The sequence below is a fragment of the Mesorhizobium marinum genome, from assembly GCF_040813675.1.
GTDB lineage: Bacteria > Pseudomonadota > Alphaproteobacteria > Rhizobiales > Rhizobiaceae > Mesorhizobium_K > Mesorhizobium_K marinum.
Map to the genome: position 1 here is coordinate 253318 of NZ_JBFOCI010000003.1, position 23668 is coordinate 276985.

Annotated in this window: 22 protein-coding genes, 1 tRNA gene and 1 pseudogene; 11 read left to right on the forward strand and 13 right to left on the reverse strand. The window is 67.0% G+C overall.

Annotated elements, in window-relative coordinates:
- Positions 1–7: 7 nt before the first annotated feature.
- The gene (locus ABUE31_RS12075; protein WP_367723850.1) at positions 8–1588 is read right to left on the reverse strand and encodes a zinc-binding metallopeptidase family protein; all 1581 of its coding nucleotides are present in this window, start codon (positions 1586–1588) and stop codon (positions 8–10) included.
- Positions 1589–1690: 102 nt separating this feature from the next.
- Between ABUE31_RS12075 and ABUE31_RS12080 the strand changes: the two genes are divergently transcribed.
- From ABUE31_RS12080 to ABUE31_RS12100, 5 genes are all read left to right on the forward strand, one after another.
- Positions 1691–2599, forward strand: a complete 909-nt coding sequence (locus tag ABUE31_RS12080) for a LysR substrate-binding domain-containing protein (protein ID WP_367724164.1) — start codon at positions 1691–1693, stop codon at positions 2597–2599.
- A gap of 99 nt (positions 2600–2698) precedes the next feature.
- A complete protein-coding gene (locus tag ABUE31_RS12085) occupies positions 2699–3781 on the forward strand; it encodes an ABC transporter ATP-binding protein (RefSeq protein WP_367723851.1) in 1083 nt (360 codons plus the stop codon).
- A 47-nt stretch (positions 3782–3828) separates the two neighbouring features.
- Positions 3829–4941, forward strand: coding sequence for an ABC transporter substrate-binding protein (locus ABUE31_RS12090; protein WP_367723852.1), 1113 nt, complete (start codon positions 3829–3831; stop codon positions 4939–4941).
- 11 nt (positions 4942–4952) lie between these two features.
- A complete protein-coding gene (locus ABUE31_RS12095; RefSeq protein WP_367723853.1) occupies positions 4953–5783 on the forward strand; it encodes an ABC transporter permease in 831 nt (276 codons plus the stop codon).
- Positions 5784–5785: 2 nt separating this feature from the next.
- Positions 5786–6583 carry an ABC transporter permease gene (locus ABUE31_RS12100; RefSeq protein WP_367723854.1) on the forward strand — a complete coding sequence of 266 codons (798 nt, stop codon included), beginning with the start codon at positions 5786–5788 and terminating at the stop codon, positions 6581–6583.
- Between the two features lie 18 nt (positions 6584–6601).
- On the opposite strand, the gene ABUE31_RS12105 is transcribed toward ABUE31_RS12100, so the two are convergent.
- From ABUE31_RS12105 to ABUE31_RS12120, 4 genes are all read right to left on the reverse strand, one after another.
- Positions 6602–7618, reverse strand: coding sequence for an ABC transporter permease (locus ABUE31_RS12105; RefSeq protein WP_367723856.1), 1017 nt, complete (start codon positions 7616–7618; stop codon positions 6602–6604).
- Positions 7615–9195, reverse strand: coding sequence for a sugar ABC transporter ATP-binding protein (locus ABUE31_RS12110; protein WP_367723857.1), 1581 nt, complete (start codon positions 9193–9195; stop codon positions 7615–7617). Before ABUE31_RS12110 ends, ABUE31_RS12105 begins: the two co-directional genes overlap by 4 nt.
- Before the next feature lie 87 nt (positions 9196–9282).
- On the reverse strand, positions 9283–10230 hold the full coding sequence (locus ABUE31_RS12115) for a substrate-binding domain-containing protein (protein ID WP_367723858.1): 948 nt from the start codon (positions 10228–10230) through the stop codon (positions 9283–9285).
- Between the two features lie 152 nt (positions 10231–10382).
- Positions 10383–10673 carry a hypothetical protein gene (locus tag ABUE31_RS12120; RefSeq protein WP_367723859.1) on the reverse strand — a complete coding sequence of 97 codons (291 nt, stop codon included), beginning with the start codon at positions 10671–10673 and terminating at the stop codon, positions 10383–10385.
- 207 nt (positions 10674–10880) lie between these two features.
- Between ABUE31_RS12120 and ABUE31_RS12125 the strand changes: the two genes are divergently transcribed.
- The 4 genes from ABUE31_RS12125 (at position 10881) to ABUE31_RS12140 (ending at position 13623) form a co-directional block, all read left to right on the forward strand.
- Entirely contained in the window at positions 10881–11906 is a 1026-nt protein-coding gene (locus tag ABUE31_RS12125) for a glucokinase (protein ID WP_367723860.1), read from the forward strand.
- A 21-nt stretch (positions 11907–11927) separates the two neighbouring features.
- Positions 11928–12746 (forward strand): 4-hydroxy-tetrahydrodipicolinate reductase, encoded by an 819-nt coding sequence (gene dapB / locus ABUE31_RS12130; protein WP_367723861.1) that lies wholly within the window; start codon positions 11928–11930, stop codon positions 12744–12746.
- 33 nt (positions 12747–12779) lie between these two features.
- Entirely contained in the window at positions 12780–13397 is a 618-nt protein-coding gene (locus ABUE31_RS12135; RefSeq protein ID WP_367723862.1) for a 2,3-bisphosphoglycerate-dependent phosphoglycerate mutase, read from the forward strand.
- A gap of 141 nt (positions 13398–13538) precedes the next feature.
- A tRNA-Leu gene (locus ABUE31_RS12140) sits at positions 13539–13623 on the forward strand.
- A gap of 106 nt (positions 13624–13729) precedes the next feature.
- On the opposite strand, the gene ABUE31_RS12145 is transcribed toward ABUE31_RS12140, so the two are convergent.
- The 8 genes and pseudogenes from ABUE31_RS12145 to ABUE31_RS12180 all read right to left on the reverse strand — a co-directional run bounded on the left by ABUE31_RS12145 (position 13730) and on the right by ABUE31_RS12180 (position 21247).
- Positions 13730–15241 carry an aldehyde dehydrogenase family protein gene (locus tag ABUE31_RS12145; protein WP_367723864.1) on the reverse strand — a complete coding sequence of 504 codons (1512 nt, stop codon included), beginning with the start codon at positions 15239–15241 and terminating at the stop codon, positions 13730–13732.
- Between the two features lie 163 nt (positions 15242–15404).
- Positions 15405–15749: a cupin domain-containing protein gene (locus ABUE31_RS12150; RefSeq protein WP_367724165.1), complete on the reverse strand. Its 345-nt coding sequence runs from the start codon at positions 15747–15749 to the stop codon at positions 15405–15407.
- 51 nt (positions 15750–15800) lie between these two features.
- Positions 15801–16232 (reverse strand): annotated as a pseudogene (locus ABUE31_RS12155) (cupin domain-containing protein); the annotation flags it as partial.
- The gene (locus ABUE31_RS12160) at positions 16124–17398 is read right to left on the reverse strand and encodes a nucleotide disphospho-sugar-binding domain-containing protein (RefSeq protein WP_367723865.1); all 1275 of its coding nucleotides are present in this window, start codon (positions 17396–17398) and stop codon (positions 16124–16126) included. The gene ABUE31_RS12160 and the pseudogene ABUE31_RS12155, both read right to left, overlap by 109 nt.
- Positions 17399–17415: 17 nt before the next feature.
- Entirely contained in the window at positions 17416–18483 is a 1068-nt protein-coding gene (locus ABUE31_RS12165) for an ABC transporter ATP-binding protein (RefSeq protein ID WP_367723866.1), read from the reverse strand.
- The gene (locus tag ABUE31_RS12170) at positions 18480–19274 is read right to left on the reverse strand and encodes an ABC transporter permease (protein ID WP_367723867.1); all 795 of its coding nucleotides are present in this window, start codon (positions 19272–19274) and stop codon (positions 18480–18482) included. Before ABUE31_RS12170 ends, ABUE31_RS12165 begins: the two co-directional genes overlap by 4 nt.
- A complete protein-coding gene (locus ABUE31_RS12175; protein ID WP_367724167.1) occupies positions 19274–20110 on the reverse strand; it encodes an ABC transporter permease in 837 nt (278 codons plus the stop codon). Before ABUE31_RS12175 ends, ABUE31_RS12170 begins: the two co-directional genes overlap by 1 nt.
- A gap of 72 nt (positions 20111–20182) precedes the next feature.
- Positions 20183–21247: a polyamine ABC transporter substrate-binding protein gene (locus ABUE31_RS12180; RefSeq protein WP_367723868.1), complete on the reverse strand. Its 1065-nt coding sequence runs from the start codon at positions 21245–21247 to the stop codon at positions 20183–20185.
- 210 nt (positions 21248–21457) lie between these two features.
- On the opposite strand from ABUE31_RS12180, the gene ABUE31_RS12185 reads away from it, so the two are divergent.
- Together ABUE31_RS12185 and ABUE31_RS12190 are read left to right on the forward strand one after the other, a co-directional pair.
- Positions 21458–22399 carry a GntR family transcriptional regulator gene (locus tag ABUE31_RS12185; RefSeq protein ID WP_367723869.1) on the forward strand — a complete coding sequence of 314 codons (942 nt, stop codon included), beginning with the start codon at positions 21458–21460 and terminating at the stop codon, positions 22397–22399.
- Positions 22396–23667: a glycosyltransferase gene (locus tag ABUE31_RS12190; RefSeq protein ID WP_367723870.1), complete on the forward strand. Its 1272-nt coding sequence runs from the start codon at positions 22396–22398 to the stop codon at positions 23665–23667. Before ABUE31_RS12185 ends, ABUE31_RS12190 begins: the two co-directional genes overlap by 4 nt.
- Position 23668: the final 1 nt, after the last annotated feature.

Sequence of the window (23668 nt, forward strand, 5' to 3'; positions counted from 1 at the left end):
CCTCGGTTCAGGCGGCGGGAACGGACGGAATCCACCAGTCGCGGCCGCGCGGCGTGGTGACATATTCCGGCCAGCGGAAATGGATCGGCGGTTGGTAGTCGCAGAGCGGCGGCAGCCAGCGGTCGCCGCCGACACCGCCGCCCGTGCGTTCGACGAATTCCAGGCGGGCGGCGTCGCGCGCCGCCCTATCCTCGACCAGGCGGAGCGCGGACAAGGCAAGCACTTTCGATGCGCAAACCACCATCGGATCGATGGTTTCGGCGATGCCGCCGAGCGCGTTCATCACCCAGGACGGGTATGCAAAGCCGGGCGGCCCCTTCAGCGCCGGCCGCGCCACGTAGATGCGCGCCGTCGGCGCGTGCCAGCACATCTCGGTGTAGTCGTCGGAGGTCGAGTTGAGCTGCGACGGCGCAAGGTCGCGCCGCAGGATCGCTTCCGCCTCCCGGGGATCGATCAGCCTCTCGCATTCGTCGAGCAGCGGCTCGGCCATGGGCTCCACCCCGGCATTGCGCTGGATCTCCCGGGCGACCGCCTTGCCGGCCTCGTCCCAGCGCGGCGCGCCGACCGTTTCAAGCGCCTCATGGGCGATCCGCGCCATGGCGTGGTTGGCCAGGCCCGGCCTCGATTTTGAGACCCAATGCCGTTCATAGCGACAGCCCGTCATGCGCGCGGCCGCGTCGGCATTGGCGTCGAGCATCGCCGTCGCCTGCTCCGCCATGGCCACGGTCGGCACGCGGATCATGTACTGGATCTCGGCCAGGCCCGCCGGCAGATTGTCGGCCGTCGCCTGGCCGGCTGTGAGGATCGCCTCACTGATCGACCAGCCGCCCTGATGCGGCAGCATCGAATCGCGCAGCGCCTTGGAGGCCATGTACATCATCATCAGCGCGTCGTTGGCGCCCGGCGCGCGCACCGCCGAATGCGACTGCGGGATCGGCGCGCCGTCGCCTGCCGCCCTCGCCCATGCCTCGGGCGTGTCGCAGACGAAACGGTAGATCATGGCGTAGGCGGCGCCGCAATGCGTGTCCCAACGCACCGTGTTGCAGAGCGGCAGCATGTAGAACGGGTGAAAGGAGAGCATCGCGTCCAGCCCGTCATAATAGCCCCTGGCGGCGTGGATCGGCTTGGAGCCCCTCACCTTCTCGGCGGGCTCGCCCGTGAACCGCAGGCTTCCCTGCAAGCCATGACGCTGCATCGCGGCCCTGGTCGCCAGCAGGGCGCCGAGGCTCGACATGCCGAGCGCGGAATGCGGATCGGTGTGGCCGCCGGCATGTTCATTGAGGCCAGGACGGGGCCGCCTGACGGTGGCCGCGTCCTGGCAGTTGCCGGGCACGGCGTCATACTCGGCATACATGCCGATGGTCGGACCGGGTCCGTTCGTCCAATGCGCGCAGAAGGCGGTCGGCATGCCGCCGGAGCCTTCCTCGACGGAAAACCCCTCGCGCTTCAGCAGGTCCACGTACCAGGCCGCCGACTGGTATTCGCGCCAGGCCGTCTCGCCGAAATCGAAGATCGTCCGCGTCCAGGCCGACAGCAGATGCCGTGTCCCATCGACAAATTCGAGCGCGGTCGTCTGTGCCGGCGTCATCACCGATTTCCTCCGTCGGCCGAGGAAAGCAGTGAACGCGCCGCTCAAAAAGTGATATGTTTTTTGCCTTCGCGCAAATTCCATTCACCTCAAGGAGCTACCCTGCGCATTCCATCGACCCAGGCGCTGCGCGCGCTGGACAGTTTTGCAAGACACGGCAGCGTCTGGCGCGCGGCCGACGAGTTGCACCTGACACGCAGCGCCGTCAGCCACCAGCTGCGGCTCCTCGAGCGCGACCTCGGCTTCGAACTCCTGCAACGGGTCGGCAAGGGCGTGACGCTGACGCCGCAGGGCCGGCGCTATGCGCTCGACGTGCGAAAGGCGCTTTCCGTCATCGGCGAAGCCGCGGCGCGCCACGAAAGCAAGGGGGTCGCCGGTTCGTTCAGCGTCAGTTGCACGCCCGGTTTCGCATCGCTCTGGCTGTGCACCCATATCGGCGGGTTTCAGGACATGTATCCGGACGTGGCGCTGAGCATCCAGACGCCGCGCCGGCTCGACGACGTGACCAGCCCGGACGCCGACGTGTTCATCGCGTTCGGCATCGGCAACTGGCCAAGCCACGCGGTCGAACTGTTGTGCGACATCGAGTTCACGCCGCTTTGCAGCCCGAGCCTGCTCAACAAGCTGGGCGGCCTGCCCAAGCCGCAGGACCTGCTGCGCGCCCGTCTCCTGCATCTGGTGGACTTCGAGGACTGGTCGCGCTGGTTCGCGGCGACCGGCGTGGAAAATCCCGATCCCGAATGCGGCACCGTTTTTTCCGACATGAACCTGGTCTTCTCCGCCGCCATCGCCGGGCAAGGCATCGCCATGGGCGACGAACTGACAAGCCGCAAGGCGCTCGACGAGGGACGGCTGGTGCGGCCGTTCGACATCGCCATCAAATCGCCGCGCTCATACTTCCTCGTCGCCGAGCGCGCCAAGGCCGACCACCCGATCGCCAGGGCCTTCGGCAGCTGGCTGCAGTCCAGGCTGGCCGAAACCGCTCCCCGCCAGAGCCTGTCGCTTGCATGAGCAATAGTGAATGAAATTTGCCGGTCGGGCGAAAACTATTCGATTGCCGGGCGAACGATCCCTGCCTACCATTTCGAAGGAACAGTCAGGGATGGCCGCATGCATCAGCCTGGACGGGCCGCGGAAATCAAGGCGATCGGGATCGGCAAGAGCTTCGGCCAGTTTCGCGCGCTGAACGACCTGACGCTCGACATCGGCCGCGGCGAGTTCCTGGCGCTGCTCGGACCGTCCGGCTCCGGCAAGACGACGTTCCTGATGATCCTCGCCGGCTTCCTTCCGCCGAGCGAAGGGCGCCTGTTTAGCGACGGCGCCGACATCACCACCCGGCCGGCCGAAGAGCGCGCCGCCGGCATGGTCTTCCAGGGCTACGCCCTGTTTCCGCACATGAGCGTCGAGGCGAACATCGCCTTCCCGCTCAAGGTGCGCAAGCGTTCCGCGGCCGACATCAAGCAGCGCGTCGCCGAGATGATCGAACGCGTCGGCCTGCAGGGGCACGAGCGCAAGCTGCCTTCGCAACTCTCGGGCGGCCAGCAGCAGCGTGTGGCGCTGGCGCGGGCGCTCGTCTTCGAGCCCGGCGTGCTGCTTCTCGACGAACCGTTCTCGGCGCTCGACAAGAGCCTGCGCGGCCAGATGCAGGCGGAGATGAAGCGCCTGCACCAGGAGACCGGAACGACCTTCGTGTTCGTCACGCACGACCAGAGCGAGGCGCTGGCGCTCGCCTCGCGGATCGCCATCTTCAACCAGGGCGAACTGCTCCAGGTCGGCACGCCGCAGGAGGTCTACGACCTGCCGGCGAACCGGTTCGTCGCCGAATTCCTGGGCGAGATCAACATGCTGCCGCTGAGCGGCGTGCGGCACGAGGGCGGCGCGGCAACCGGCCGATGCGAGGACGCCACGGTGACGGTGCGCTCGCCGGGCGACGTGACCGGCGATGCGGTTCTCGCGATCCGACCCGAATACATGACGATCAAGAGCGCGGCGCAGCCCGGCGAGAACGGCATCGCCGCGACGACGACGGCATCCACCTATCTCGGCGCGGCCACGAAACTCGACATGGTCACCCGGCAGGGCACCAGGCTCTCCGTTTCGGTACCAAGCGAGGTCGCAGCGTCGGCCATGCGCAACGGAAGTTCGGTCTGGCTCACCTGGCCAGAAGAAAGGGGCATCCTGCTCGCGCGGTAGCGAAGCCCAGTCTATCGAAGTCAACGAAACGAAAAAGGGGAACCGACATGAACGAGATGAAGAAGCAGGCCATGGAGTCGCTGGTCCACCGCGCGGCTCGGGGCGAGATTTCGCGGCGCCAGTTCACGCAGCTGTCCGCGCTGCTGTTTGCCGGGACGCCGATGATGCTGCGGTCGTCCGGCGCCTTCGCACAGGCCAAGGAACTGGTGCTGGTGAACTGGGGCGGCGACGCCATCACCGCCTACGACGCAGCCTACGGACAGCCCTTCGCCAAGGATACCGGCATCGTCGTCAAGATGGACGGCTCCGGGCCGACCGAAGGCGCGATCGAGGCCCAGTACAAGAGCGGCAAGCCGACCTGGGACCTGGTCGACGTCGATCCGTTCTCGGCGATCACGCTCGGCGAGAAGGGCATGCTCGAGCCGATCGACTACACCATCGTCGACAAGTCGAAGTTCCGCCCGGGCTTCGGCTGGGACTATGCCGCCTCGACCTACTTCTTCTCCTATGTCATCGCCTACGACTCGTCGAAATACGGCGACATGGCGCCGAAGGGCATGGCCGACTTCTTCGATGTGGAAAAGTTCCCCGGCAAGCGCTCGCTCTACAAGTGGGGCGTGTCGAGCTGGGAGGCGGCGCTGCTCGCCGATGGCGTCGCGCCGGCGGAACTCTATCCGCTCGACCTGAAGCGGGCGCATGACAAGATCGCGGCCTTCAAGGAAAACGTCATCGCCTATTGGGGCGGCGGCGCCGAGAGCCAGAGCGTGCTTCTCAACGGCGAAGCCTCGATGGCGATCGTCTGGTCGACGCGCGCCTCGCTGATCGAGCAGGATTCCGGCGGCCAGATCAAGTTCATCTGGGACCAGGGCCTGATCTCGCCCGGCGCGCTGGCCGTCCTGAAGGGCAATCCCGGCGGCAAGGAAGCGGCGATGAAGTTTATCGCCAGCACCCAGGACCCCGAGAAGGAACTGGTGATGTTCGACAAGCTCGGCCAGGGACCGGCCAATCCCGCAGCCGATGCGCTGATCCCCGAGGACAAGAGGCGGATCAACCCCGTCGACCCCGCCAACATGGGCAAGCAGATCGCGCTCGACATGGACTGGTACGCCGCCAACTATGGCGCGGCGCTCGACGAATACACCAAGATCATCTCCGCCTGACCCGCGGCGGGATGCGACATCTCTCGAACCGGAAGGGCGCGGCGCTGCTCATGGCGCCGCTGCTCCTCTTCCTGGCCATCGCCTATGCATGGCCGTTCCTCGGTGTCGTCAAATGGAGCTTCACGCTGCCCGAACCGGGGATCGGGCAGTACCGCACGCTGATCAGCGACCCGCTCGTCCAGTCCGTCTTCATCCGGACGCTGCGCATCTGCGTCCTGGTGACGATCTCGTCGGTGGCCGCCGCCTACGCCATCGCCCTGGTCTGGGTGCGCGGCACGCCGGCACAGCGCATGATGGCGGAGTTCTGCATTCTCATCCCCTTCTGGATCTCCGTCCTGACGCGCGCCTTCGGCTGGGTCGCGCTGCTGTCGAACCGCGGACTGATCAACACCTGGCTGCAATCGATCGGCTTCATCTCGGAGCCGCTTGCGCTGGTGCGCAACGAGTTCGGCGTCATCGTCGGCATGACGCATTTCCTGACACCGTTCGCCGTGTTCCCGCTGGCGTCGGCCATGCGGGGCCTCGACGACCGCGTGCTGCTTGCCGCGCGGGGGCTGGGCGCAAGCCGGACACGGACCTTCTGGACGATCTTCGTCCCGATGACGGCTTCAGGCATCATCGGCGCGGCGCTGATCGTCTTCGTCTTCGCACTCGGCTTCTTCGTGACGCCGGCCATCCTCGGCGGCGGCCGCAGCGTGATGGTGGCCGAACTGGTGTACCTGCGCATATTCCAGAGCCCCGACTGGGGCCTGGGAGCAGCGATCAGCGTCGTCCTGGTGGTGTTCGTGAGCGCGCTGATGGCGCTGTTGTTCCGCTATGTGCGACCAAGGCAACTGGTGTAGCCATGCCGAGCTATCGTCCTGGCCCCGTCTCTCTTGCCGTAGCAGCGCTGGTCGCGCTGTTCCTGCTGATGCCGCTGCTCGCCGTCGTGCCGGTGTCGTTCACGCCGTCGCGCATGCTGGCGATGCCGTCCGGCGAACTTTCGCTGCGGCACTACCGGGCGCTGATCGAGGACCCGCGCTGGATCGACAGCATCCTGCTCAGCATCCGCATCGGTATCGTCAGCAGCGCCTTCTCGACGCTTCTCGCGCTCGCCTTCAGCCTCGGCGTCTGGATGTTCCAGCCGCGCTTCGTGGCGCTGCTCGTCGGCTTCGTGCTGCTGCCGATGATCGTGCCTCCGGTGGTGTCGGCGATAACGCTCTATTTCCTGCTGACGTCGCTGTCGGGCTTCATCCCCTGGTTCGGCTACGACACGTGGCTGGGCGTGGCGATGGCGCACTCGATCATGACCGTGCCCTTCGCCACCGTCCTGATCCTGGTGGCGCTCAGCCAGGTCGACCGCCGCATCGACCTCGCGGCCAGGGGCCTCGGCGCCAGCCCCTGGGAGCGGGCGACGCAGATCATCATCCCCAACGTGAAGTTCGGCATCGTCGCGGCGGCGCTGCTGTCCTTCGTCTTGTCGTGGGAAGAGATCGGCGTCACGCTGTTCATCACCAGCGTCAACGCAATCACCCTGCCGCGCCTGATGTGGATGGGCCTCAGGGACAACATCGACCCGTCCATCGCCGCGATCTCGGTGATCCTGATCCTGGTGACCGTGGCCGTGCTCGTGCTGCGCCGCCTGCTTGCGCGCGCAGCCTGAGCCGGCCAAACGCCGGCGCTACCGGCTCACGCGCGATTTCAGGAAGCGGTCGAAGGCAACGGCGAGGATGAGGATCAGGCCGATGACGATCGACTGCGTGTAGGACGACACGTTGTTGAACTGCAGCCCGTTCTGCAGCACGCCGATCAGCGCCGCCCCGACCACCGTGCCGCCGACGCTGCCGATGCCGCCGAACAGCGAGGTGCCGCCGATGACGACGGCGGAGATCACCGTCAGTTCGTAGCCGATGCCGGCGACCGCCTCCGAGGAGTTCAGGCGCGCCGAGAGCACGAAGGACGCCAGCCCGGCGAAGAAGCCGACGATGACGTAGACCGAGATCAGGATTCGATCGACGCGCAGCCCGGACAGGCGCGCGGCCTCCGCGTTGCCGCCGACCGCGTAGACCGCCCGTCCGTATCGCGTGTAGCGCAGCACGATATGGCACAGGATGGCAGCGACCGCGAAGATGATGACCGGCACCGGAACCGGGCCGACGAGCCCGTTGCCGAACCAGCGCATGGAGGCGTCGAAGCCGGAGATCGGACCGCCGTTCGAGATGGTCAGCGTCAGGCCGCGGAAGATGGTGAGCCCGCCGAGGGTGACGACGAAGGGCGGCACCTTCAGCCGGGTGATCGCGAGCCCCTGGACGAAGCCGGCGAGCGCGCCGACAGCGACGGCGGCGAGAAGTGCCGCGAACCAGCCGTAGCCGGTGCCGCCGGCAGCCGACAGCGAAAGCGTGTTGGCCGTTCCGCCCTTGGCGACGACCGCGGCGACCATGCCGCAAAGCGCGAGCAACGACCCGACAGACAGGTCGATGCCGGCTGTCAGGATGACGAAGGTCATGCCGAGCGCGATCAGACCGGTGATGGAGATCTGGCGCAGAATGTTGAACAGGTTGATGGGATCGATGAAGTTCGGGCTCATCACCGTGAAGACGACCATCAGCGCGGCGAGGAAGATCAGCGGCCCGAAGTTGACGAGTAGCCGCGTGACGTTGACGCTGCTGCGCCGACCCTGTTCCACGGTGCTGCTCATTGCGCCCTCCCCGGCCGATTGTCGAGCGCCATCAACTCCATCAACCTCTCCTCCGTCGCCTCGATGGCGGGCATCTCGCCCGTGATCCTGCCGCGTCGCATGGTGACGATCCTGTCGGACACCGCAAGCACTTCCGGCAGCTCCGAGGAGATCATCATGATGGCGATGCCGCGCTCGGCGAGCTGCGCCAGTATCTGGTGTACTTCGGCCTTCGCCCCGACATCGACGCCGCGCGTCGGTTCGTCGACGATCAGCACCTTCGGGTCGCGCGCCAGCCAGCGGGCCAGGACGACCTTCTGCTGGTTGCCGCCCGACAGGCCCTCGATCGCCTGTTCGGGCGAAGCCATGCGGATCGACAGCATCTTCTTGTAGTCGGCCAGCGCCTCGCGCTCGCGACGCTCGGCCATGATGCCGAAGCGGTTGCTGAACCGCCCCAGCGCGGCGACCGAAAAATTGGTCAGGATGCCGAGCGCGGCGAAGATCGCCTGGTGCTTGCGGTCCTCCGGCACCAGCCCGATGCCGAGCCGGATGGCCTCGGCCGGCGAGTCCGGGGCAATCGGCTTGCCGTCGAGGGTGATCGCCCCGGCGGCGATACGATCGGCGCCGAAGATGGCGCGGGCAAGCTCGGTGCGGCCGGAGCCGACGAGGCCGGCGACGCCAAGGATTTCGCCGGCCTTCAGGTCGAGGTCGACACCTTCGAGCACGATCGCATGCGGGGCTTCCGGATCGCGAACCGTGCGCAGGCCGCGCACCGACAGCATGACGCCGCCCGGAATCTCGCGCTGATGCGGCCGCGCATAGAGTTCGGCCGCGGCGCGCCCGACCATCTTCTCGATGATTCCGGGAATCTCGATCGGCGCACCGTCCTTGCGGTCGAGGTGGCCGGCCAGCCTGCCATCGCGCAGCACGGTCATGCGGTCGCAGATGAAGGAGGCTTCCTCGAGCCTGTGGGTGACGAACATGATGGCGACGCCGTCGCTGCGCAGCCGGTCCATGATGGACAGCAGTTGCTGCACTTCGGATTCGGTCAGCGCCGAGGTCGGCTCGTCCATGATGATCAGCCGGCTTTCCAGCGAAAGCGCGCGGGCGATCTCGACGAGTTGCTGCTCGGCCACCGAAAGCGCGGAGACCGGCGTGCGCGGGTCGATGTCGAGGCCGACGCGCGCGATGATCTGGCGCGAGTCCTCGACCATCCTGCGCCAGTTGACCAGGCCGAGCGGGCCGGTCGGCGCGCGGCCGACGAAGATATTCTCTGCCACCGACAGCGTCGGGATCAGGCTGAGTTCCTGGTAGATGGTGACGATGCCGAGCCGCTTGGATTCCTCCGGGCTCGCCGGCCTGAAGTCCCTGCCGTCGAAAACGATGCGTCCGCTGGAGGGCGGCTGCACGCCCGACAGGATCTTCAGCAACGTCGACTTGCCCGCGCCGTTCTCGCCGAGCAGTCCGAGGATTTCGCCCCGCCTGACATCGAGCGATACATCGTCGAGCGCAGTGACGCCCGCAAAATGCTTGCTGACCCCCTCGACGGCGAGAAGGATTTCGCCGGCGGGCGCGGCTGCGGCTTGCGCTTGGGACAAGCGGTGCTCCCTCAGTGACTGGCGCGGAAGGCACACGACCGGCCCGCCTTGCGGCGAGCCGGCCCTGTCGTTTCGTCGACGAGCCGCCTACTGGGTCTCGCCGATGCGTTCGGCCTTGTCGATATTGTCCTTGCCGATGACGATGGGCGTCAAAAGCACGACTTTCTCGGCCGGCTCCGTCTTGTCCTTGGCATAGGCGACCGCGATGCGGACGGCCGTGCGGGACTGCTCGCCCGGGAACTGTTCGACCGTGCCCGCCAGCTTGCCGTCGCGCACGGCAACCAGCGCCTCGGGAAGCGCGTCGAAGCCGTAGATCTTGACGTCGTTGAAGCCGCGCGCCGCGCACGCCTCCATCGCACCGAGCGCCATGTCATCGTTGGCGCAGATGATGGCATCCGGCTTGCCGTTGGCCGCAAGTCCGGCCTCCGTCACCGAAAGCGCCTCGGCGCGCGCGAAGTTCGCCGTCTGCTCGAAGACGATCTGGTACTTGTCCTTCATGGAATCGAGGACGTTGTGGACGCCCTTGTTGCGGTCTATGGCCGGACCGGCGCCGGGCTGGCCCTGCAGGTGGAAGATTTTCGCGCCGTTCGGGAAGGCGTCGACCATGGCTTGCGCCTCGGCTTCGCCGCCCTTGACGTTGTCGGCGCCGACATGCGCGAGGATGCCGTCCACGCCATCGACGCGGCGGTCGATCGTGACGACCGGGATGCCGGCCTGCACGGCCTGCTCCACGGCCGGCGCGAGCGCGTTGACGTCAAGCGGCGAGATCACGATCGCATTGACCTTCTGGACGATCGCCGCCTCGATGTCGGCGGTCTGCTTCGGCGCCGAATTCTGGCCGTCGCTCTCGACGAGGTTGACGCCCTGCGCCTCGGCCTCGACCTTGATCTGGTTCAGCATGTGAACGAAGAACGGAAAGCTCAGGCTGGGCACCGAGCCAAGGACGGTCAGCTTGTCCTGGGCGAACGCGGCCGGCGCGGCGGCGACCAGAGCCGTCACTGCCACCGACGAAATGAGAAACTCACGTCTGTTCATCGACAATACTCCTCCACGTTGGCCGGTTCGCATCGGCATCGTGTTCCTCCCGGCGCCGGCGAAGGGAGCCTAGCCCAAGGCGAATTGTTTACGCAAGGAAAGTTGGTAGCGCTACCGCGCCTATTTTCCGCCCGGCGCCACGGGACACGCGGTCAGCGATCGCGAATCTTGTAGACGCACTTCTTGACGTTGCAGGACTTGTCGGCGGCCGGAACGCTCGCGAACGAGATGATCTCGCCCGAACGGCAGAAACGCCGGTCCGAGACATAGCGTCCGTAGAGCGGCATGCCGCTTTTCGAACGCCAGCGCAAGATCACCGTGCCGTTGGAATTGACGGCGGACTGCACTGCGCTGCAGCTCATCTTGGTGATCGTGTATTCGCGGTCGGCGGCAGCGGGAAATGCCGCGCAAACCATGACTGCGGCCAGAAGAAACTTCTTCATCCCTGTCTCCCGTGCGCATGCGCGCCGGCGGCGCCGGCGCCCGTCAGGCATCGGCATTGAAGCAGAACCCGCCCGCAAAGTCGATTGGAGCCAAATGCTTCGCCCTTCCTTCACGGGTCAAACCTGCCTATAGGTCTGGCCGTTCGGATCGGACAAGCCGCTTGCGCGCGCAGGCGCGGCGGCAGCCATCGAAGGACCAGGCAAGGCATGACGAGCACCAGCGAGCGGACCGACGCGTTCGAATTCCCGATCCTGATCGCCGACATCGGCGGCACGAATGCGCGCTTCGCCGTCATCGACAATGCCGACGCCATTCCGGGCGAGCCGCAGATCGTGCGCACCGCCGACTTCGCCACCATCGACGACGCGATCCGCACCGCCGTCATCGAGCGGCTGTCCGTCCGCCCACGCTCGGCGGTCATCGCAGTCGCCGGTCCGGTCAACGGCGACGAGATCGCGCTGACGAACTGCCCCTGGATCGTCAAGCCCAGGGCCATGGAGGAGACCGTCGGGCTGAAGGACGTCGTCGTGCTCAACGACTTCGAGGCGCAGGCGCTGGCCGTGGTGGCGCTGGGCGACGAGCACGTGGAGAAGATCGGCGGCGGCGAGGCGCTGCCGCATGCCGGACGCGTCGTGCTGGGACCGGGCACCGGCCTCGGCGTCGCCGGGCTGATCCGCTCCAGCGGCAAATGGATCCCGGTTCCCGGCGAAGGCGGCCACATGGACATCGGCCCGCGCACGCCGCGCGACTACCAGATATGGCCGCATATCGAGCCCCTGGACGGACGCGTCTCGGGCGAGCAGATCCTGTGCGGCCGCGGCCTGGTCAGCACCTATCGCGCGGTCGCGATCACCGACGGCAGGGAGATCGTCCACACCACGCCTGCCGCCGTCACGCGGGCGGCGCTCGACAAGAGCGATTCCGTCGCCGAGGAAGCGCTGTCGCTGTTCGTCACGTGCCTGGGGCGCACGGCCGGCGACCTGGCGCTGGTCTTCAAGGCGCAGGGCGGCGTCTACCTGTCCGGCGGCATCGCCCAGAAGATCATACCGGCCCTCAAGGCGGGCAACTTTCGCGCCGCCTTCGACGACAAGGCGCCGCACAGCGAATGGATGGCCGAAATTCCGGTCTATGTGATAACCGATCCGCTCGGCGCACTGGCCGGGCTGGCTGCCTATGCACGCGCACCGCATACGTTCGGCGTCGAGACCGAAGGCCGGCGCTGGCACAACTGATACGCCGGAAGGAACGCTGGAATGACAGACATGGGCCTCGTCGTCGTGGGAGCCGCCGGGCGCATGGGCCAGGCGCTGATCCGCGCGATCGCCGCCACGCCCGGCGCCAGGCTGGCCGCCGCCATCGAACGCAAGGGAGCGAGCGAGATCGGCCGCGACGCCGGCGAACTGGCGGGGCTCGGCCCGATCGGCGTGACCATCGCCGACGACCCCCTGCCCGCCTTCGCCAAGGCCGATGGCGTGCTCGACTTCACGGCGCCGGCCGCGACGGTCGAGTTCGCGGGGTACGCGGCGCAGGCGCGCATCGTTCACGTCATCGGCACGACCGGCCTCGGCCCCGAGCACGAAGCGGGCATAGCCGCAGCCGCCCGCCACGCGACCATCGTCAAGTCCGGCAACATGAGCCTCGGCGTCAATCTGCTCGCGGTTCTGGTCGAACAGGCGGCGAAGGCGCTCGGCCCCGAGGATTTCGACATCGAGATTCTGGAAATGCACCACCGCCACAAGGTCGACGCGCCGTCCGGCACGGCGCTGCTGCTCGGCGAGGCCGCCGCAAAGGGGCGCGCGATCGGCCTCGCGGACAACAGCGTCCGGGTGCGCGACGGCCATACCGGGCCCAGGCCGGAAGGCTCGATCGGCTTCGCCACGCTGCGCGGCGGCTCGGTCGCGGGCGACCATTCCGTGCTGTTCGCCGGGCCAGGCGAGCGCATCACGCTGTCGCATGTCGCGGAGGACCGGGCGATCTTCGCGCGCGGCGCCGTAAAGGCCGCGCTGTGGGCCCGCGGCAGGAAGGCCGGCCTCTATTCGATGCGCGACGTCCTTGGTCTGGACGCCGCGTGAAGTCACGCCCTTCAACCCGATAAAGGAGCTTACATGTCCGGTACACTGGTGCTCGTCCGCCACGGCCAGAGCGAATGGAACCTCAAGAACCTCTTCACCGGCTGGCGCGACGTCGACCTGACGGACCAGGGCCGCGAGGAGGCGCGGGCCGGAGCAGAAAAGCTGAAGGCGCGCGGCGTGACGTTCGACATCGCCTTCACCTCGGCGCTGCAGCGCGCGCAGAAGACCTGCCAGATCATCCTCGACGTGCTCGGGCAGAGCGGCCTCGAGACCATCCGCAACCAGGCGCTCAACGAGCGCGACTACGGTGACCTGTCCGGCCTCAACAAGGACGACGCGCGCGCCAAGTGGGGCGAGGAGCAGGTTCATATCTGGCGCCGCTCCTACGACGTGCAGCCGCCCGGCGGCGAAAGCCTGAAGGACACCGGCGCCCGCGTCTGGCCCTACTACATGCACGACATGCAGCCGCATGTGCTGCGCGGCGGCACGGTGCTGGTCGCCGCGCACGGCAATTCGCTGCGCGCGCTGATCATGGCGCTCGAGGGCAAGTCGGGCGAGGAGATCGTCAAGCTGGAGCTCGCGACAGGCGTGCCGATCGTCTACCGGCTGAACGCCGATTCCACGGTGAAATCGAAGGACGTGCTCGACTGATCGGATGGGCGCGGGGGCGTTTCCGGGGGCCGCGGCGCCGCGGCCCGACGCCCGCGATCCGCGACAAAACCGGCAGGCCACATGTTTCGGGAAAATGCGCGTTGACAGGACCCGCGCGCCCGCTTACATGAGCGCCCACCAGCCCAGATGGCGGAATTGGTAGACGCGCACGGTTCAGGTCCGTGTTCCGCAAGGAGTGGAGGTTCGAGTCCTCTTCTGGGCACCATCTTTCCCGCTTCAATGAATCACGAGAACCGGACGCGGCGCGCGTTCCAGTCCGTCGTCGTATCCGGCCGCGGGAGCTTCTGCGGCGCTTCCCGCCCGCCGCGCCTTCAGGTCACGTGCTTGCGGCCTCCGGCCTTGCGGAACCAGGCGTCGGGATAGGGATACCACCAGTCCTGAACGACGGGCTTGTGGTCGATGACGACCATCTTCGAGCGGCGGAAGGCGTCGAGCCCCTGGCGGCCGAGTTCGCGCCCGATGCCGGAGGCCTTCCAGCCGCCGAAGGGCAGCGCATCGTTGTCGATCAGGGGATTGTTGACCCAGACCATGCCAGCCTCCAGCCGCTCGGCCGCTTCATGCGCCTCGGCAAGGTCCGTGGTGAAGATCGAGGCGCCGAGGCCGAACGGGGTGTCGTTGGCCAGGCGGACGGCCTCGTCGAAATCGCCGACACGGCAGATCGCCGCGACAGGCCCGAAGCACTCCTCCCGGCAGATCGCCATGTCCGGCGTCACCCCGGTCAGGATGGTCGGTTCGTAGAACCAGCCGACATTGTGCGCCGGCGGGATGCGTCCGCCCACGACCGCCCTCGCGCCGCTCGCGACGGCGTCGTCGACCAGCCGCATCACCTTGGCGCGCGCCGCCTCGCTGACCAGCGGGCCGATTTCCGTCTCGTCCATGCCGTTGCCGATGCGAAGCGCCCGCGTCTTCTCGGCGAACAATTCGACGAAGCGGTCGTGCACGGCATCGACCACGAAGAAGCGCTCGGCCGAGGTGCAGACCTGGCCGGAAAGGTGGAAGGCGGCCGTCACGCTGCCGGCGGCGGCGACCTCCAGCGGGGCGTGCGCGCTGACGATCAGCGGATCGCTGCCGCCCGCCTCGATCACGCAGGGTTTCGTGCGTTCCGCGCAGGCGACCGCCACCCGCCGCCCCGCCGCCACCGAGCCGGTGAAGGCGACGGCGTGGGTGCGGTCGGATTCGACAAGCGCCCTGCCCGTCTCCGCGCCGCCCGGCAGGCATGCGACCAGGCCTTCCGGCAACGAACGGAAGACGGCCATGAAATCCAGAGTCGACAGCGTCGTCGCCTCGGCCGGCTTGACGATGCAGGCATTGCCGGCGGCGAGCGACGCCGCGACCGTCCAGCACATCAGGAGGATCGGGAAGTTGTAGGGCATGATGTGCACGGACACGCCGTAGGGCTCGTAGCGCGCATACTGGAACGAGCCTGCCTGCGTGGTGCCGGCGATCTTGCCGGCCTCGTCGCGCGCCATCTCCGCGTAGTAGCGGAAGACCGGCGCGCAGTTCGCGATCTCGCCGATCGCCTCGGGATAGGGCTTGCCCATCTCGCGCACCATCAGTTCGGCACAGCCGGTGAAATCGGCGGCCTCGATGGCGTTGGCGACGCCGTGCAGGCATTTGGCGCGCGCCTTGGCGTCGAGCGCCTTCCAGCCGGCTTGCGCCCTTGCGGCCGCCGCCAGCGCCGCATCGGTCTCGGCGTCGGTCGCGGCGGCAATCGCGCCGACGGTTTCAAGCGTCGCCGGATCGACCACGGCGCGCGGGGCGCCGCCCATCCGCAAGTAGGATGGGTTGACGAAAAAGGCTGGCTCTGAAGGCGAGAAACTCATCGGGAAGCGCCTCCAATACCCCGTACTGGCCTGCCGGCCATCTCCGCCTTAAGTCGCGGCAATACCGTGCCTGAAACGGCGGCGTTCGGGACGGGGAGAGCCCTTGATGACGGCGAGGCCCGCAGGCCAGGAGGGGGCATGATTTTCATCTGACGGATCAAACTTAGCGGATCATGTAGACTTTCTTGATGGTCTCATGGACCGTGCAGATGCCCTTCCAATCCTGCGGGAAGAAGGCGGCCGTGTCCGGCTCGATCTCGATCACCTCGCCAGATTCATGAACATAGGTGCAGCGGCCCTCGAGGAAGTGGCAGAATTCGTCGCGCGTGACGTGGCACTCCCACTTCCCGGGCGTGCAGACCCACAGCCCGCACTCCGACCGGCCCTCCGGCCCCTTGTGCAAAAGCTTGCCCGAGGTGCGCGACTGTCCCTCGATCATCGTGGGGATGACGCCCCAGTCGACGAGATCCTTCTGTTCGAGCGGCGCGTGCATGACAGGGGTAGGCATTGGAGGCTCCTTGGTGGCTGGCTCGTCCTCGGCCAGGATGTAGGTGTTTCGGATGGTTTCATGGACGCTGCATTCGCCGGACCAGCCGGCCGGGAACATCACCGCCGTGCCGGCCGCGACCTCGATCGCCTCGCCCAGGTCGGACCGGTAGGTCGCACGCCCCTGGACGAAATAGCAGAGTTCGTCGCGCGGGATCGACAGCCGCCAGCGCCCCTCGCTGCAGACCCAGATGCCCGTCTCCGGCCGGTTGCCGGGCCCCTTGTGAACCAGGCGCCCCGTCGAGCGCGAAACGCCCTCGATCGCATTCGGCTGGACGCCCCAGTCCAAAAGGTCGGTCCGCGTCGAGGCCTGGTAGAGATGTGGCGCCGACGACGTCACAGCAGCGCCTCCAGCAGGCCCGCCGCCTTCTCCGGACCGTTCTGCGCCTGCATGTGCCTGGAGGTCGCGGCGAGCTTCGCCTTCATCGCCGCGTCGGTGAGGCACGCATCGAGCCTGGCCAGGAGCTCGGCGTCGGTCCAGTCGTAGCGCGGCATCTTGAAGCCGTGGCCCGTCTCCTCGACGCGCGTCGCGTTGTCGTGGCCGTCCCAGACATAGGGCATGATGATCGCCGGCTTGCCGAAGAACAGGCACTCGGTGAACGAGTTGTTGCCGCCGTGGTGGATGACGGCGTCGACCTGCGGGATGACGGACGGCTGCGGGAACCAGCCGTCGACGATGACATTCGGCGGCAGGTCGGAATACTGGTCGACATAGCCGCCGACATTGACGAGCGCGCGGTAGGGTGACTTGCCGATCGCGGCGATGACGCGTTTCAGCAACTCCGTGTCACCGGCGCCGAGCGAGCCGAAGGACACGTAGACCAGCGGGCCGTCATTGTTCGCGGCGAAGGGCGGCACCGCATAGGCGGCCTCCTTGCGCACGCAGCCTTCGAGGTACTGGAACCGCTTCGGGTCGAGCGCATGCCTGCGCCTGAACTTCACCGCCTCCGGGTAGAGCAGCAGGTTGAGATAGGGCGATGCCTCGAAGAACTGCCCGATGGGGTACGGCGCTTCGTTGGTCGACGTCAGGAACTGGTTGAAGTCGTCGTGGATCGGCTTGATCACGTCATTGAAGTGCTCGCGGTAGGCGCGGTGGCAGGCGTGGTCGCCCTCCCCGCAGCCCGAGAGATGCGGCGGGATGTCCTCGTCCTCGATCTCGTTCTCGGAGCACGAGATGACGCGCACCCACGGCACCCCGAACTGCTTGATGGCCGGGAAGAGAACGACGTTGTCGACGCAGATGACATCCGGCTTGATCTGCGCCAGCACGCCCGGCAAATCCTTCTGCGCCCATTTCGCGCTGTCGACGATGGCCGTCCAGCAGTCCTTCACATAGTTGTCGACCTGATCGTACGGCGACTTGCGGAAGTTCGGGATGTGGCCGTTGATGAAGTCCTCCCAGAACTTGGCCATCTTTTCCGGCGGCATCGGCTCCGACAGGTTCACCGGATAGGCGTCGAAACCGTAGCCCTTGTAGACATCGACGAAGCCGGGGTCCGACAGGAAGACGGCCTTGTGGCCGCGCGCCTCGACCGCCTGGGCGATGCCGACGGAATTCAGCGCCGGCCCGTAGGCGGCCTCGGGAAAGAATGCGATCGTCTTTTGCGCCATGTCTGCCTCCGGATCGTTCAGCTCTTGAAAATTCGGGTGTCCGCGGCCGACCAGCCGATTTCGACCGTATCGCCGGTGCGGATGCTCCGGCTGTCGGCGGCGTCGGCGGTCATGCGGACCAGGAAGGGCTTGTCGGCCAGCGGCGTGCGGACGTGAACCTGCAGGTCGAGACCGTGGTAGGCGAGCGCCTCGACGGTGCCGCTCGTGCGGTTGGCGGCGCCGGCCGCCGGAAACAGCACGATGCGCTCGGGCCGGACCGCCGCGAGCGCCGGCGCGCCTGCCGCGATGCCCTGCGGGAGCGTGCCAGCAACCAGCGAACCGTCGCTCGCGCGAACACCCTCGGCGACCGCGCTGCCCGCGCAGAAGTTCATCACGCCGATGAAGCCGGCGACGAACGCGTCGGCCGGCCGTTCGTAGACCTCGTGCGGCGTGTCGCATTGCAGCAGCCTGCCGTCCCTGAGGACCGCCATGCGGTCGGCCATGACCAGCGCCTCCTCCTGGTCGTGGGTAACGACGATGAAGGTGATGCCGACCTCGTCCTGCAGGCGCTTCAGCTCGATCTGCATCTCGCCGCGCAGCTTCTTGTCGAGCGCGCCAAGCGGTTCGTCCAGCAGCAGCACGCGCGGCCGCTTGACCAGCGCGCGGGCGAGCGCGACCCGCTGCTTCTGGCCGCCGGAGAGCTGGTCGGGCTTGCGGTCCGCCAGCGCGGCGAGTTGCGTCGTCGCCAGCATCTCGTCCACCCGGCTCCGGATTTCCGCCGACGGACGACGCTCCATCTCGAGCCCATAGGCGATGTTGGCCCGCACGCTCATGTGCGGGAACAGCGCGTAGGACTGGAACATGAGGTTCACCGGGCGCCTGTTCGGCGGCACGCGCGACACGTCGGCGCCGTCAAGGAGGATTTTGCCTCCGCTCGGCATTTCGAAGCCCGCAAGCATCCTGAGAAGCGTGGTCTTGCCGCAGCCGGAGGGACCGAGAAGCGCGAAAAATTCGTTCTCGCGGATCGACAGCGAAACATCGTCGACCGCGGTCAATCGGCCGAAATTCTTGGTCACACCTTCAATGTCGAGCACGCCCCCGGTCATTGGCCGACCATCCCGCGGTTCAGCCGCTGCGAGATCGCCAGCGCGATCACGCTGACGGCCATGACGATGGTGGCGAGCGCATTGATCTCCGGCGTGATGCCGAAGCGGATCATCGAATAGATCTGCATCGGCAGCGTCGTGGAGGAACGCCCCGCGCCGGCGGTGAAGAAGGCGATGATGAACTCGTCCACCGAAAGCGTGAAGGCGAGCAGCGCCCCGGCGATCACCGCCGGCAGGATGACCGGCAGGGTCACGCGCCGGAACGTCGTCAATGCCGATGCGCCGAGGTCGGCCGACGCCTCCGTGATAGACCAGTCGAAGGATTTCAGCCGCGCCCGCACCACGGCGCAGACGAAGGCGAGGTTGAAGACGACATGGGCGAGCACGATCGTGTGCAGGCCCATCGTGACGTCGAGCATCGAGAAGAAGGAGAGAAGCGCAACCGCAAGCACGATGTCCGGGATGATCATCGGCGCGAAGACAAGCGCCTCGAGCACCGTGCCGCGGCGGCGGCGCATCTCGATGCCGATTGCGAGCAGCGTTCCAAGCAAGGTCGCGATGGCGGTCGACGCGACGGCGACGACCAGCGTGTTCAGAGCCGCCGACAGGATGTCCTGGTTCGACGCCAGCGACACGTACCACCTGGTCGAGAAGCCGGACCACACCGTCGGCAGTCCGCCCTCGTTGAAGGAGAGCGCCACCAGCACGGCGATCGGCACGTAGAGGAAGGCGAAGACCAGCACGAGAACGGCCGTTCCGCTTCGCCGGGCGGCTGCGCTGCGCTCGGCCATCACGCATCCTCCCTGACGGGGGCCGTCCTGGTCGATGCCCGGTCCGATGCGTAGGCCTGCACCAGCAGCAGGAGCATCATGATGCCGATCAGCGCCATCGAGAGCGCCGCGCCGAACGGCCAGTCGTTGGCGGTGAGAAACTGGTCGTAGACGAGGTTACCGATCATCTGGAACCGGCCGCCGCCAAGCAGCGCCGGCGTGACGAAGTTGCCGATCGACAGCACGAAGACGAAAACCGCGCCAGCGGCGATTCCGGGCAGCGTCAGCGGCAGGATGATGCGGCGGAATGTGGTGAAGGCCGAGCCGCCGAGATCGCGCGAAGCCTCTGCCAGTTCGGGGTTCATGCGCGAAAGCGGGGCGTAGCAGGCAAGGATGACGAAGGGCAGATAGTTGTAGACCAGCCCGGCGATGACCGCGCCTTCGGTGTAGAGCATGGACGGCGGCTCGCCCTCGTAGCCGAACCAGCGCAACAGCTGCGTGATCAGCCCTTCGCGGTTGAGCAGCACGATCCAGGCGTAGGTCCGGATGAGGTAGTTCGACCAGAACGGCAGCACGGCAAAGAACAGCAGGACCGGCTGCAGCGAGCGCCGGCACGACGCAATGGCGTAGGCCGCTGCATAGCCGAGCACCACGGCGATCACAGTGGCGGTGCCCGCGATGCGCGCCGACCTCAGGAAGATGCCGGCATAGAGCGGGTCGAAGACCCTGCCGAAGTTCTCCAGCGTGAAGGTGTAGTCGACGCCCCCGTAGACGCCGCGCTGGAAGAAGGCGAGCGCAAGCACCAGGGCGCACGGCACCACCATCAGGCCGACCAGCCAGGCCAGCGCCGGCGCCATCAGGAAGGCGGGGCGGGTGCCGATGGCCGTCATGTCCCGCCCCCTTCCGACTGCGTCAACCGCTGCGGCTGGCTACTGCGCCGCCTTTATCTCGCTGACGATGCGCGAATACTCCTTCTGGGCCTCGCCGACGTCGCGCAGAACCTCATACTTGGTGAGTTCCGCGACCGGCATGGCCATGTTCGGATAGGTGGCGGAGAGTTCGGCGGGCAGGCTTTCCATCGCAGCCTTGTTGGGCACCTTGTAGAGGATGTTCTCGGCCGCCCAGGCGTGGTTCTTCACGTCCAGCATGAAGTTGATGAACTGGAAGGCGGCATCCTTGTTCTCGGAAGCCTTCATGACGACCATCGTGTCGACCCAGAGGTCCGAGCCCTCCTTCGGGATGACGTACTTGATGTCCTTGTTGTCGGTGATGCCGTAGTTGCACCAGCCGTCCCAGGCCTGCACCATCAGCGCCTCGCCCGAGACGAGCTTCGCGTAGAAGGTAGTATCGTCGTAGGCGAGCAGCGTCTTCTTCGCCTCGATCAGCGTGTTCTTCACCTGCTCCATCTTGGCAGGGTCGATCTCGTTGACCGAAAAGCCGTCGGCGAGCTGACCGGCGGCGAGCAGCCAGCGGTCGGTTGCCAGCATGGTGGTCTTGCCCTTGATGTCGTCGGCGGGCTTCAGCAGGTCGTTCCACGAAGTCGGCTCTGTCTTCACCAGGTCGGAGCGGTAGCAGAGGCCGGTCGTCCCCCAGGTGTAGGGAACCGAGAAGCTGTTGCCCGGATCGTAGGCGAGCCCGGCCGCCTCCGGATAGAGATTGGCGAGGTTCGGCACCTTCGAAGCCTCGATCGTCTCGGTCAGCCCCAGATTGTGCAGCACCTCGGCGAAGGGCGACGACACGAAGACCACGTCGTAGCCCTTGCCGCCCGAGGCGACGAGCTTGCCCATGATCTCTTCGTTGGTCGCGTGCTTCACCACCTCGCCGGTGTTGCCTGTGGCCGCCTTGAAAGCGTCCATGGCGTCCGGCGCCATGTAGCCGTCCCAATTGGAGATGACGAGGTTGGCGGCGCTTGCCGTCGAGGCGAGCGCGGCGAGGCTGACGCCAAGCAGGATCGCCCGCGCACCCCTTGCCCGGCGGTCGTTCGTGATCTTCATGACAGACTCCCATTTTTGCCGCGACCTGGATGTCGCGGACCTCGGCGTAAAGTGCCCGCGTCCCGTTGCGGGCGAAGGCATCGTTCTGTTCCCCGGCTTTTCGCCATTTTGTTTGACTGTACTATTGCTGCAAAAAGAACGTCAATCCATAATCGGGGAGCGACCCACACGCCGGTTCGCCGACTATTTTCGCGATGCAACAGGGCGATGATGCCGACCCGTCAACAGCCACGATCGAACCATCTTGAACTCGCCCAGCGCATCCTGGAGGCCGTTCGCCGCGGCGGCTTCCAGCCAGGCAGCCGCCTGGCCGAGCAGCAGATCGCCTCGCTCTGCAACGTCTCGCGCACCCCCGTTCGCGCGGCCTTGCGCCTGCTGACGCAACAGGGCGCGGTCCGCTGGGAGAAGGACAGCGGCTACACGCTCGCCATCGATCCGGCCGGCACAATCGGGGCCGCAGCCGAACTGCCCAGCGCCGAAGAAGACCGGCTTGCAGAGTCGATCCTGCGCGACCGGGCAGCGCGCCGACTTGACGACACCGTCACGGCGAGCAGCCTGTCCCGGCGGTACTCCGTCGACAAGCGGATGGTACAAAAGTCGCTAAAAATACTGGCGAGTGGAAACTGGATCGAAAAGGCGCCCGGTCAATCCTGGCTGTTCCGTGTCGGGCACGAGGGGCCTGAAGCGCTGGCCGAAAGCTATGACTACCGGCTGCTGCTCGAGCCGGCGGCGCTGCTGTCGCCTGGCTTCCGGCTCGACGAGGCCCAGGCAAGCGCATTGCGCCTGGCCATGGAAACGCAACTCGCCTCGCCCGAATCCTCCTTCGATATCAGGGAGTTCCAGCGCCTCGACCTGGATTTCCACGGGATGGTCGCGCGCGGCTCGGCCAACCGCTTTGTCGGCGACGCACTGGCCGATCACCTGAAGCTGCGCCGGCTGCCGGGCGCGCTGCACGGCGTCAACGTCTTTCGCCTGAAGCAGTCGACGCGCGAGCACCTGGCCATCCTCGACCAGTTGGAGGGCAAGCAGTTCGAAGCGGCGGCCGACCTGATGCGGCTGCATCTGCGCCTGTCCCGCAGCCAGCGGCCGCAGGCGGCAAGCAGGGGCGCGCCGGTCCTGCCGGCGGCGGTCGGCGAGCGTACAGGCCGATGACGCGCCCTCCGCCGACGATAGCGCTCTTTCCGGAAGCGAGTTTCGGCGCCGCGCTGAACTGCATCGGCATCGCCCAGGCCCTGCGCGAGCGCGGCGCCCGTCCCGCCTTCATCTGCCATCCCGGCTTCACCGGCCTGTTTGCCGACTACGGCTTTCCCGAACACCATCTGCCGGCCGCTGCAGCCAAGGGCGGCTCGCCGGACACCTGGCAGGGTTTCGTCGACCGGCACCTGCCGCATTTCAACCTGCCGCCGCTCGAACAGCTCGAAACCTATGTCGGCCCGACCTGGGAAGCGATCGTGGACACGGCGATCGGCGCCGAGGCGGGGCTGCGCCGGTTGCTGGCGCGGCTGAAGCCGGACGCCGTCGTGCTCGACAACGTCATCATGTTTCCGGCGCTGGCGGGATCGAACGTCCCATGGGTGCGCATGATCTCCTGCGCCGAAACCGAACTGCCCGATCCCGAGGTCCCGCCGTACCTCTCCGGCCTCTCGGCCGACGATCCATCGAGGGCCGATTTCGAAAGCCGCTACCTCGAGGCGGTCGCGCCCGCGCATGACCGGTTCAATCGGTTTCGCGCCGGGGCCGGCCTGCCCGCGCTGCCGGCCGGCACCTTCCTCGAAACGTCACCCTGGCTGAACCTGCTGCTGACGCCCGGCATCGTCCGGCGCGACCGGGCCGATCCGCTGGATCCGGAACGGTTCGTCTACCTGGAGGGCTGCGTCCGCCGCGAGGGCCCCTTCGACCTACCGGACTTCCCGCGCGCGGAGGGGCCGCTCGTCTATCTGGGATTCGGCAGTCTCGGCGCCGGCGATACCGATCTCATCGAGCGCATGATCGCGGTCTTCGCGACGCTTCCCGCCCGCTTCATCGTCAATGTCGGCGGCTTTCGCGATGCGTACCGCGCGGTGCCCGACAACGTCTATCTCGACGCCTGGTTTCCGCAGCCCAGCGTGGTCGAGCAATGCGACCTGTTCATCCACCACGGGGGCAACAACAGCTTCTGCGAAGCCCTCTATTTCGGCGTGCCGTCCCTGATCATGCCCTATTGCTGGGATGGCCACGACAACGCCCGGCGCGCCGTCGAGACCGGCGTCGGCCGACGCCTCGATCGCGCTTCCTGGACGGCCGACGACCTTGCTTCCTGCATCACGGCGCTGCTCGGCGACGAGACCATGCGCAGGCGCCTCAGCGACAACGCCGCGGCGATGGCCGCGCGGCCCGGTACGGCCGTTGCCGCCGATGCAATCCTCGATCTGTTGGGATGAT